The sequence below is a fragment of the Polaribacter sp. Hel1_33_96 genome, from assembly GCF_002846595.1.
Lineage (GTDB): Bacteria > Bacteroidota > Bacteroidia > Flavobacteriales > Flavobacteriaceae > Polaribacter.
On the sequence record NZ_PJMV01000001.1, the window covers coordinates 931,447 to 942,429 of the forward strand.

The following is a 10,983-nucleotide window of genomic DNA, read 5'->3' on the forward strand; positions in this document are numbered from 1 at the left end:
ATTTTTTTGGCCTTGCTTAAGGCTTTATAGGTAGCTTTTTTTTTAGTTCATTAACTGATTTATAGCCAAGATCTTCAGCTGCTACTTCAAGATAACAATCCTGTACCATAGCGTCGAGATCTTTTTTAAGTAGTAGTTTTTTTAGCTGTTCAATCTCTTTTTGAAGTGCCTTAATTCTAGATATTTCGTCTTTTGTTTCCACTTTTACTCTGGTGTTCATTAAGTCTTTACGATTGTACTTTTTAATCCACACATTTACTGTTGTGGGTGCAATAGAGTAGAGTTTACAAAGCTCACTCTTTGTGTGTTTTCCGATTGTAAGTTCGGCTAAAATTTTTAATTTAAAAGGTTCACTGTAACGTCTAATTACTTTGTCATTTCTATACATAATGTTTAAAATTATGTAGCCTTATTTCAGGACGGGTCAGCATTATGCACAACGTTTAGTATAATAGCAGTAGCGAATTAAAACACACCTACTTTTCGACAAGCAATATACTTAATTAAACCCAAAAACGGTTTGAGTATTCACCCAAACCGCTATTGTTTTTATACCTTGTTGGCATTAGTTATTCTTTTATGAATTTTGAAGAATAGATGCCTTTGTCATTATAGACTTTTATAATCAGTATGCCTGTATTTATATCCTCAACATTCACGGTTTTTGAATTTTTAATACTTTTTACTAACTGACCAGTTAATGAGTATATTTCAATAAGACTTACATTCTCGACATCTACAGTAACAGTTCTTTTTACCGGGTTTGGGTAAACATTAATACTAAAAGAATCAGAATTTAGATCATTTACACCTAATGCTGAATCATCCCAAACAATTGGTGTACCTCTAAATGAACGTCCATTTTCCATAGTTAAATGTTCTAGAACACTTAATGTTGAATTTGTAAGATCAAAGACTACTAGAGTTCCATAGCCATTCATTCCTCCTGTTCTGGAAGTAGAGTATAACTTGTCATTGTAAAGTGTCCAGCCTGCGCTAAAACCGCCTCCATCTTGATCTCTATCAAAACTATATTCAATGCTATAAACATTCGTTGTCATATCATACGAAAATAAGTGTCCGTGGTTATTTGATCCAAGGAAATTTGTAGAACCATATAGCTTTCCATTATACTCGGTAAGTATGCTATTTGTAGTTCTAACATCTGATTCAAAAATATGTTCTACTTGAAAAGTAAATGTTGTTGTATCCAATGAATAAATAACAGCTCTGTTTTCACCTGCTCCAGTTCCTAGCACGCTAGCATCCGTCATACCGTAGATTCTTCCATTAGATGCAAGCATAATATTATCCGTCATATGACCATATTGATTGGTGGAATGTGTATTTGTGAATGATGTTAACGTTGTTGTATTTAAATCATACACTTCAACATTGCTTACTGCAGCCATAACAATTTTTTGACTAGGTAATTCGATAACTCCAGGAGTAACTTTTATTTCAGTGATTGAAGATGTATAATCATAAATACTTTGCGCAGGATTGGTTAAATCATGCTCCATTAAACTTAAATCGTTAAACGGGCCGTTGGTTGAATAAGTTGTATAATAAACATTTCCATTAGAGGCTAAAAGAGGTCTATTCATCCATTGACTTTGAGCATATTCATCATTGAGATGCGCTGCAAAAGGATCTTCTAAATATTGAACTGTACCTGTAACAACGTTAAAAAGAGCTAAACTTCCATGTTCATTTTGAGCAACAGGGTTTCCGGCAGTATTTGGACCACCTTTACCAATATATCCAATAAAAGTAGTTTCATTAAGCTGAGTAAGTTCGCCAATAATTGTTCTTCCTTCTCTGGAACCGTGAGATTTTAATATTGTGTTTTGACCTGTTGCAATGTTGTGAGAAAAAATCGCCCCAGCACCACCCTCTGATCCATTTCTAGTAGATCCAATAACATTTCCATTATCCACTAATATTCCAAACTCAGTATTGTAACCTGGTTTTGTTGGATCCGTATCATCGCCCGTCAATATACTTTCGAACATATTAGTGGTGTATTCAAAGGACCACATTTGAGTTCCACTCACTGAGAATGAGCACGTACCGAAAATCTTACTTCCACTTACTTGCATTCCAGTACCAGAAGCTAGAGCAAAACCAGCGGGAAAATCAAAGACTTTAAGGTAAGCACCTGTTCCAGTATTATATTGAATAATAGTACCAGTATTGTTGGCCCCTCCAAAACGTGTAGTGACATACATTTTGCCATCGTTAGCTTGTAAAATACCAGCAGGTTCACTTCCTAAAATCGCTATGTCTGTGAAGAGAATACTCCATTCATTTACTTGCGTGTTAGTTGTTAAATTGTAACTCCATACGCCACCACCCCAATTACTTGTAGCGTTAAAACGGTCTTTTGTACCATAAATAGTATTAATTGAGGGGTTATAAACCATTTGTCCATGTGCATGAGCCATTACCCAACCTGCAGCGTTTAAGGCATCTACATATGATAATTGATCTGTGTTGGTGTCAATTTTGTACAGGTATCCCTCTTCATTATTCGTTGCGTTACTATTCCTTTTACAAAGACCATAAATGTTGCCCCCATCACCTTTAAGTAAGGCCGTAACGGGTAGATGACCAACATCGTTTAGCGGGTCTTTAAAACTACCAATCACTTTATATCCTCCTGTGTTGGTGTCAAATTTCCAAATACCGCCTCGATTGGCTACGCCACCCATTAAGGCAATTCCATAAAAGACACCTGGGCTCGCTTCAAGAACAGTATAGCCAGGAGCATTTAAATCATTATCAAAAGCATCAGAGGGTACTAGTAAATCACTGTGCCATTCTTGGTTTCCAATAAATGAATGTAAGATGTCCACTTTTCCTGTTGTGGGGTCATAACTATAGAATGCGCCTCTTGATCTTCTTGTTGGGTAGTAAGCAGCAGAGCGATTACCACTCGTTGAAGTATTTACGCCATAGTATTTACCATCAGAGCCTAGTGTCAAGCCTCCATTGTATTCATCAGTTCCGAAGGCAGTTTCTAGTAAAAGGTTAAAACCATACAAAGGATTACCTTCTAAGCTTAAATCGTTGTTAGTTGAATTAGTATTAAGATCATAACTAACAATAGATCCATTGGAGTTGTCTCCTCCAAATTCGGAGGTCCATAATAGTTTTTGACTAAAGCCTTTAGTTAAAAGGGAAATTAGTAAGATAAAAAGTAATTTTGTTTTCATACGATATCAAATTAAAAGGTTCACAATCTTTGTAAATTTACGCATTTTTTTTTATTAATGCCAACGGTTTTGTGTATGATTTCGTTGCGTGTTTAAGCACTAAAGTTAGCAAATAAATCACAGATAGAAAGTCCGCGAGGACTTTCGTAAGTAGGCTAGAATTAGCAATGAATTATAAACGTTGTTGTGCTTTCGTTATTTTAAATTATAAATTTCCTTTTTAATTTCTTTTCTCAAATCACCGTTCATTACCACAGCTCTATTCATTAAATTAATAGAAAATCTTTTGACGTTTATTTGATATTTGGCTAATTGTAAAAGATTGGTTGTTGTAATTTTTTCTTTAACGAGTTTTTCGTCAACTAGTAAGTTTTCACTGTATTCTAGATGAGATAGAACAAATGGGATTATTCTGTTGTTAGTGAAGTTTTCTCCATATTCAGAACTAGTTTTTAATCGTTCATACATTTGTTCATAATATGCTGTCAAATTATTTTTTAGATTGTCATTTTTAAATGACGAAAATAAACCACTCGATTTTAAGCTTGAATAGGAGTTATTGCTCTTATAAAAGAAGAAGTAGTTGTCCAAATTATACATTATTGAATCTAACCTAATAGTGTTGTAAGTTCCATTTGAAAGAGCCAATAAATACTCAACTCTTCTGGAATCACCTCGTAAGAAGCCATTTAAAACAACTTCGTCTTGCTTCAAGTCTTGTGCAATCTGTTTAAGGGCTTCTTTTAGGACAATATCTTCTTTACTTTTTTCATTCCAGTTATTTACTTGAAGAGCTAATAGAATTCCGATCATAACCAATATTATTTCACCAATAGCATACTTCAAATACTTTCCAGTTTTATTTTTTTCCATGAGGTCGTATCTAATTCTTCTAAAGAACTTAATCATATTTATAGTTTATATTTTTCCCGCAAGCGGCTATCTTCACCAAATGTCCACAGGACATTCGATTTTGCTTTGCAAAATTGTGTTTCGATAATCTAAAGAATTTTATCATTGGATAGATGTTTGTCTAATGAAGCACAACGGTCTCGGCTATGAGTAGTTGCGTGGGCTAGCACTTAACTTTGCAAGTACACACCAAGTTGGAAATTCCGCAGGAATTTCCAAAGTAAGCGAGAACAAGCAATTACTTATAGCCATTGTTGTGCTTTCGTTATTTTTTATATTCTAATTCCAAATTAATTTGCTCGATTAAATTTTCGTTCATTTCTAATAATTGTTTGTTGTTCGTAAGTAGATTATTATTAATCGCTATACTCCATCCAGCACTCTGTTTTAGCTTTCTGTAAGCTGGCGAATCTTTATCACTAAAAAAATTTTTGGCGAAAGGGAATCTATCATCTTCAGTTTTCCAAAACCAAAAATCAGTAAAATCAGGTCCATAAAATAAGGCTCTAAATTCTTTCCTACCTTCTCTATGCTGATAGATACTCTCATCTAGATATTGATAATATTCTAAAATACTATTAACTAAGCTGTCGTTTGATAAATTATAAATTCTACCAGAATTTAGCATTTCATTATAGGTTGTTTTTCGCGGGTTTAAATCTTTATGCTCTGCTCCACCATAATACATTACTTCTTTTATTTCATTATCCGATAATAATGAGTTTTTAATAATTATATTCTTAGCACCAACTAAATAATCATTACGTTTAATATAAAACTCTATGTTTTTTAAATACCGTCTATTATCGCTTTTTAAATCTTGTGTTAGTTTTTGTAAAGTTGCTTTTTCTTCTGATTGGATTCGCTTTTCATTTTTCCATTCGTTAATTGTTAAAGCCAACATTATTCCAATAACAACAAGAATGATTTCTCCGATGGCATAAATCAGATACTTACTGAACTTATTTTCAGAGAGTAATTTCTGTCTAATTTTCCTAAAGAATTTTATCATTGGTTAGCGGTTTATCATAATGAAGCACAACGGTCTCGGCTATGAGTAGTTGTGTGGGTTAGCACTTAACTTTGCAAGTACGCACCAAACTGAAAATCCACAAGGATTTTCAGAAGTAGGCGAGAACAAGCAATTACTTATAGCCATTGTTGTACCCAGTTATTCATTTTTAAGTGCAGGGATTAATCTGTCTTGTAAAACTCTAAAAGTAGACTTTTCAGCCCTGTCATTAATATTCCATCCGTTAAAAATGACTAATAATTCATATTCAGGTGCTACCATTAAAAATTGACCACCGAAACCGTTAGCAGAATAAATAATACTTTTACCATTAGTATGTTCTGGAATCCACCATTGATAACCATATCCTATCTTGCGCCTATCACCTCGATTTGTGTCTTGGACTATGGGGCTAGTCGAATCGGTAATCCAATTTTCAGATACAATTGATTTTTCATTCCATCTCCCTTTATTAAGAAATAATAAGCCAATCTTTGATAGATCTTCAGACGAAAGATACAATCCTCCTTCGGTATCAATTTCACCATCAGGTGTCTCTTTCCAATAATAATCGCTTATGCCAAGTGGGGCAAATAGTTTTTCTTCTGCCCATTTATCAATTCGCTTTCCTGTTATAACCTGAACAATTTTACCTAATAAGACACTTGCTCCACTATTGTAATTGAACTTTGTACCTGGAATTGTATCCAAAGGTTTATTCAGAATAAACTTTACCCATTCATCACTTTCCTCCAATAAAACGCAATCATTTAATGGGTCGGTGTAGTCTGCCTCGTTCCATTTAAGTCCACTTCTCATAGTTAGTAAATCTTCAATAGTCATCCCTTGCTTTCTATTATCCCAAGATTGAACATTATAATTGCCAAATAGTGATACGACTGTTGTGTTAACATCAAAATCTTTATTAGAATCTAAAGCTATACCTACAAGAATTGATGTTATACTTTTGGTCGCTGATTGAAGTGTATGTAAGTTAGTCTTCTTGTAATAAGGATGCCAATTTGGATGATTGTAATTATATTGATGATTAGTGGTGTCAAATTTTTGAGCGATGGTTTCATAGTCCTGCTCGTATTTAAAATCTGCCAATAATTTTTCGTTTTGTATGACCATAAAACGGTCAATCAGTCCGTATTTTCCATTATTGATTTCCAAATTAATAGAATCCGCTACCGCTGAAATAACTTTTTGAACAGATAGGTATTTAGAAGTAGGGATCACTCCTTCAGTGGATTCTTTACTCTTATTTTTTGATTCACACCCGAAAACCACTATCGCTATTAAAACTAATAATGGAAGCAATTCTATCTTAATCTTGAGTATTTTCATAATCTATGTTTTAATTGGGTACAACGGTTCGATGTATGGTTAGTTGCGTGGTTAAGCAACTAATTTAGCAAATAAATCATGTATAGAAAATTCCAGCGGAATTTTCGTAAGTCGGCTCGAACCTAGCAATTAATTATACACGGTGTTAGACACTTTTTTTAGGACGGTAATCTTTTTGTAATAAATTTCATTTGCCCTCGATGATTAGACTCATGCTCACAGACATGAAACCATTTACAGTAATTATTAGTGGGACCCCATGGCCAATCTTGATCAATTTCCATAAGCCACTTATCTCCTCTTTTGGCAAATTCCTTTTTTGTATGCTCTCTTACATCTTTAAGCTTTTCTAGGTAGTAGCCAACTTCATTTCCAATTATTTGTTCTCTTCCAAGCTTCCCAAGCCCTGAGGGAATATCCCATTCAGCCTTAATATCCTCACCCCATGCTCCCCATTCAAGGCCATCAAAAGTATGCAGTTGATAATACTTCTCTGTTGCTGCTAAATGCAATAACATCGCTCCAATAGAATTTGATTGTTCATCGATTTGAAAGTCAAGTTGCTCAATTGTTAAATCTTTTACACTGTTTATTAACCAAGCTCGCATCATGTTCATAGTGGAGAGTAGAGTTCCAACCTGTGGATCATATCCATCCATTGGCCCAATAATATACAGACTATCTTCAGTTTGATTAGGTAATTCATTTGCAATTCCAACGAATGGAATAGAAGCTAATCCGAAAGTTAAAAGTGCAGAATTTTTCAAGAAATTTCTTCTGTTGTTATTCTCTGATTGATTCTTCATATTAGTATTTATTTAGGTTGTATTAATTGTGTCTAACGTGATTGTGTATGGTTAGTTGCGTGGTTAAGCACCTAATTTAGCAAATAAATCACAGATAGAATATTCCGAAGGAATGTTCGTAAGTCGGCAGTGAACCAAGCAATTAATTATACATGGTGTTGTGCGTTCGTTATTTTTATTGTTTAAATTTCCTTTAACCTTGATTCTTTAGTTGTTTTAATATTTTTTCGGTTTTACTTAAGACATTTTGAGTAAGTTCAATGTATCTGTGTATAGTGTATCCTCTTTGCCCTAAATACGAAGTTACATCTCTTGGTAATTCATCCAAATTTACGCCTTTCCATAAAAGTTCATTTATCCCTTCAGGATTAAATGGATTGTCCGAATTAGGATATTTAATGGATATTCTTTCCATGAAACTAAAGAAGTAATCTCTATTAGAAGTAGTTATTTCCTTTTGATATTTTTGAAGCCTATTAAGTTCCATGATATCCTCTCTGAGTTGTTTGTCTAATAAATCAATATTGCCACTAGATATTAATAAATTAAAAGTATTAGTATTATAGGTATTGATAAGTCTAACGCTTGTTCCAATGTTACTTTCAAAAAGTATAATAAAATCTTCTTTGGTTCTTATATTTCCATTAGTGATATCATCTCTAATTAAAGCTAAATCTTTAAGCATTTGTTTGTTCAAACTAAGCCTTCTATTGAGCTGTATTGTGTCTTTGGTTAAGTCATTTTTCAGAGAAACGACATATTCATTTTTGAGTTTACTTTTCTTTTGCTGTTCATTCCAAGTATTAAGCTGAAGCGCAATCAAAATCCCAATAACTACAAGGATAATTTCTCCAATGGCATATTTAAAATACTTCCCAGTTTTGTTTTCCATAAGCAAGTTTTGGCGAATTTTTCTAAAGAATTTTATCATTTGTTAGCGGTTTGTGGAAATGAAGCACAACGGTTTGTGTATGTGGCGTTGCCAGCTTTTGCTGGCAATGAAAATTATAGACGTTGTTAGCCTCTCGTTTTTATCTATTTTTTAAAATCAACTGAAATTGTCATTTCATCCTTTATTTTATTTCAGAAAGCATTTCATCCAGTTGCGTTAATCCAACTTTTAAATCATTTATAAGAAATTGTGATCTTTTATACCGGTATATCAAGACTGCATAAATTTCATTGTTTCGAATCAATAATTCATAATCTACCGGAAATTTAACTTCGTTGGGTTTGTCGAAAAATATCCACCAACTGGGAATTCCTAATTTTATTAATGCATTTTTCATATCTTCTTCTCTATTAGCTTCAATTAATGAGTAATCAGCCGATATTCTTCCAGCGAAGTGTTTCCAGTTAATTAAATTATTAATGAGTAGAGTATGTTTTTGCTTTTGAATTGGTTCAAAATCTACTTGTGTCTCAAAGGTTAGTCTCTCCGCAGTAATCAAATCTGTATTTAATGTAGTAGCTAATAATCTATGTATTGAATCTGGTGAAATTGTTAAGGTGGCATCTGGTCTCATCAATTCCAATAAGGTCTCATTTCCTTTTATTGAAGTTTCTAAAACGTTTGTGTGAAATTTTAAGAATTCTTGCATTGATTTTATTTCTATTTTCAAGTCAGATAATTGGGTTAACTGAATTTCCTTTTTCTTATTTTTTTCATTCCAATTGTTGACTTGTAATGCAAGCAATATTCCTATCATCACCAATAATATTTCTCCAATTGCATAAATCAAATACTTGCTGAATTTATTTTCAGAGAGTAGTTTTAGTCTAATTTTTCTAAAGAATTTTATCATTGGTTAGCGGTTTCTGATAATGAAGCACAACGGTCTTGTGTATGATTTCGTTGCGTGTTTGAGCACCTAATTTAGCAAATAAATCACAGATAGAAAGTCCGCGAGGACTTTCGTAAGTAGGCTATAACTAGCAATGAATTATACACGTTGTTACCACACGTATTTTTTTAACAGCAAGCCCATCCAAATCCTAATTCTTCATCATTATCAGGACTTTGAGTTAAATGACCTATTCCAGAATCTCCAAACATATATGGTAAATTGTCTTCCGAGTCAAATTGAAATAATAGTTCCATTTGCTTTTCAGTTTTTCGGTCAAATGGATATTCTACTGATTGTATCCAATATGGCCAACCATATAATTTATCATTTTCAATTGGTAATCCAACACCTTTTTCTTCCATTAATTCATAAACGTTATCTTCTAAATCTATTTCTATTCCAAGTTTTTCATATTCCTCTGGATGAGGATAATCATCTTTTGAAGTCCATCCAGTAATTAATTTTTCATTGAATATTTCATCAACTAAAGGTTCGATTGAAGCCGAAATTCCATTAGTTTCAATTTTTCTGCATTCTACTGATTTTGAAAATGGGAAAAATGCCTCCAAATCTGATTCACATAAAGGCTCATTTGTTGTGCAATAAAATAATTGAATTAGTCCTTGCTCTTTTTTTTCAGGTAATTGTTGAAGGTTTAATTGAAGGAAGAGTTGCATATTCTTCTCGCAGTTAGGACATTTAGGCCAATCGTTTTCGTTTCTTAAATATGGAAATCCTCCAATTTTAGATTTTTCAGAAAAAGTATTTTTATTTTCTACTGTAATTGGCAAAAAGGCTTTCTTTTTAAATTTTTCAAGAATTTTCATATTCTTTTCAAATTCTTTTTCAGTCTCAATAGGATTTGAATGATTCTCAATCTCTTCTTTACTCTTTTTAGAATATGAAAAATATATAATAATTCCAACTATTATTAAAAGTACTATGTTAATTGCAATGCTCATTTTTTATGTGTGGTAACGGTCTAGTATAACCGTCAGTTACGGGTTAATATGCGTTAATTTTCGGTTTGTCACAGACTTTAGCAATTCCGAGTGGATTCGGACTTAGTCGAATCCGCCGTAATTGCGGTTATACATTGTTGGCAAATCGTTTTTTATTTCCATTTTTTATCAGTCAGTCATAGACTTTTCAATTCCGATTTCATTCAGCTTTTCAGTTTTCAATACAAACCAATTATTCATAAATCTACACTTCTTGTTTCGGATGAAATAGTTGTGGTTTTCTTATGTATGAAGCAAATATTGTTGCCATTACAATTAAAATCGCCACTTCGTAAGGTTTTCCTTTATACATATGAATAAATACTATAAAAGTCATATAAAGAGCTAAAAGAGAAGTTCCGATTAGTATTGTTTTATTGTACAAGAACATTCCCGTTGAAACTAAAAGAAATACTCCAGTAGCAATCATTATACTGCTATTAGCTACAATTTTATCCGTTTGACTTGAGTTAAGAATTTTATCCAAAGCGTTTGGAACAAAAAACAATGTAATTATCACTGAAGGCAACCACATTAGTAATGTTCTTAATGTTTTATTCATTTTCATTCAGCTATAATTGATTATTAGGTTCGTTTTAAATGTTTGCCAACGTTGAGTATAAGAATAGTAGCGGATTTACACGCACTAACTTTTCGGTTAAACACAGACCTTTTTTATATTTACTTACTTTAGTTTTATCGATTAAACCGCTATTATTTTTATACATTGTTGTAAGCTGGCTTTTTTCATTCAGCTTGGTTTTCAGCTTTGGCAAGACATACTCTTTTGCAATTTTTGGCGTAGCGTTGGCTTTAGCGAATTGCAAATGTGTATGG

Annotated in this window: 11 protein-coding genes; all 11 read right to left on the reverse strand. The window is 32.9% G+C overall.

Annotated features, from left to right (window positions below; all coding sequences use genetic code 11):
* Nucleotides 1–16: 16 nt before the first annotated feature.
* The gene (locus tag ATE90_RS04165) at nucleotides 17–388 is read right to left on the reverse strand and encodes a transposase (RefSeq protein ID WP_036786922.1); all 372 of its coding nucleotides are present in this window, start codon (nucleotides 386–388) and stop codon (nucleotides 17–19) included.
* Between the two features lie 181 nt (nucleotides 389–569).
* Entirely contained in the window at nucleotides 570–3,218 is a 2,649-nt protein-coding gene (locus ATE90_RS04170) for a T9SS type A sorting domain-containing protein (protein WP_101450872.1), read from the reverse strand.
* Nucleotides 3,219–3,413: 195 nt separating this feature from the next.
* A complete protein-coding gene (locus ATE90_RS04175) occupies nucleotides 3,414–4,091 on the reverse strand; it encodes a DUF6090 family protein (RefSeq protein ID WP_036786918.1) in 678 nt (225 codons plus the stop codon).
* 304 nt (nucleotides 4,092–4,395) lie between these two features.
* Nucleotides 4,396–5,142 (reverse strand): DUF6090 family protein, encoded by a 747-nt coding sequence (locus ATE90_RS04180; protein WP_101450874.1) that lies wholly within the window; start codon nucleotides 5,140–5,142, stop codon nucleotides 4,396–4,398.
* 159 nt (nucleotides 5,143–5,301) lie between these two features.
* A complete protein-coding gene (locus tag ATE90_RS04185; protein ID WP_180335168.1) occupies nucleotides 5,302–6,276 on the reverse strand; it encodes a serine hydrolase domain-containing protein in 975 nt (324 codons plus the stop codon).
* Nucleotides 6,277–6,650: 374 nt separating this feature from the next.
* Entirely contained in the window at nucleotides 6,651–7,298 is a 648-nt protein-coding gene (locus ATE90_RS04190; RefSeq protein ID WP_101450875.1) for a DinB family protein, read from the reverse strand.
* A 193-nt stretch (nucleotides 7,299–7,491) separates the two neighbouring features.
* Nucleotides 7,492–8,190, reverse strand: coding sequence for a DUF6090 family protein (locus ATE90_RS04195; protein WP_101450876.1), 699 nt, complete (start codon nucleotides 8,188–8,190; stop codon nucleotides 7,492–7,494).
* 181 nt (nucleotides 8,191–8,371) lie between these two features.
* Complete coding sequence (locus ATE90_RS04200) at nucleotides 8,372–9,103, reverse strand: DUF6090 family protein (RefSeq protein WP_101450877.1); 732 nt, start codon at nucleotides 9,101–9,103, stop codon at nucleotides 8,372–8,374.
* A gap of 167 nt (nucleotides 9,104–9,270) precedes the next feature.
* Nucleotides 9,271–10,107, reverse strand: coding sequence for a DUF1963 domain-containing protein (locus tag ATE90_RS04205; protein WP_101450878.1), 837 nt, complete (start codon nucleotides 10,105–10,107; stop codon nucleotides 9,271–9,273).
* A gap of 244 nt (nucleotides 10,108–10,351) precedes the next feature.
* A complete protein-coding gene (locus tag ATE90_RS04210) occupies nucleotides 10,352–10,714 on the reverse strand; it encodes a hypothetical protein (RefSeq protein WP_254712294.1) in 363 nt (120 codons plus the stop codon).
* A gap of 28 nt (nucleotides 10,715–10,742) precedes the next feature.
* Nucleotides 10,743–10,973, reverse strand: coding sequence for a hypothetical protein (locus ATE90_RS13625; RefSeq protein ID WP_101450879.1), 231 nt, complete (start codon nucleotides 10,971–10,973; stop codon nucleotides 10,743–10,745).
* Between the last annotated feature and the right edge of the window lie 10 nt (nucleotides 10,974–10,983).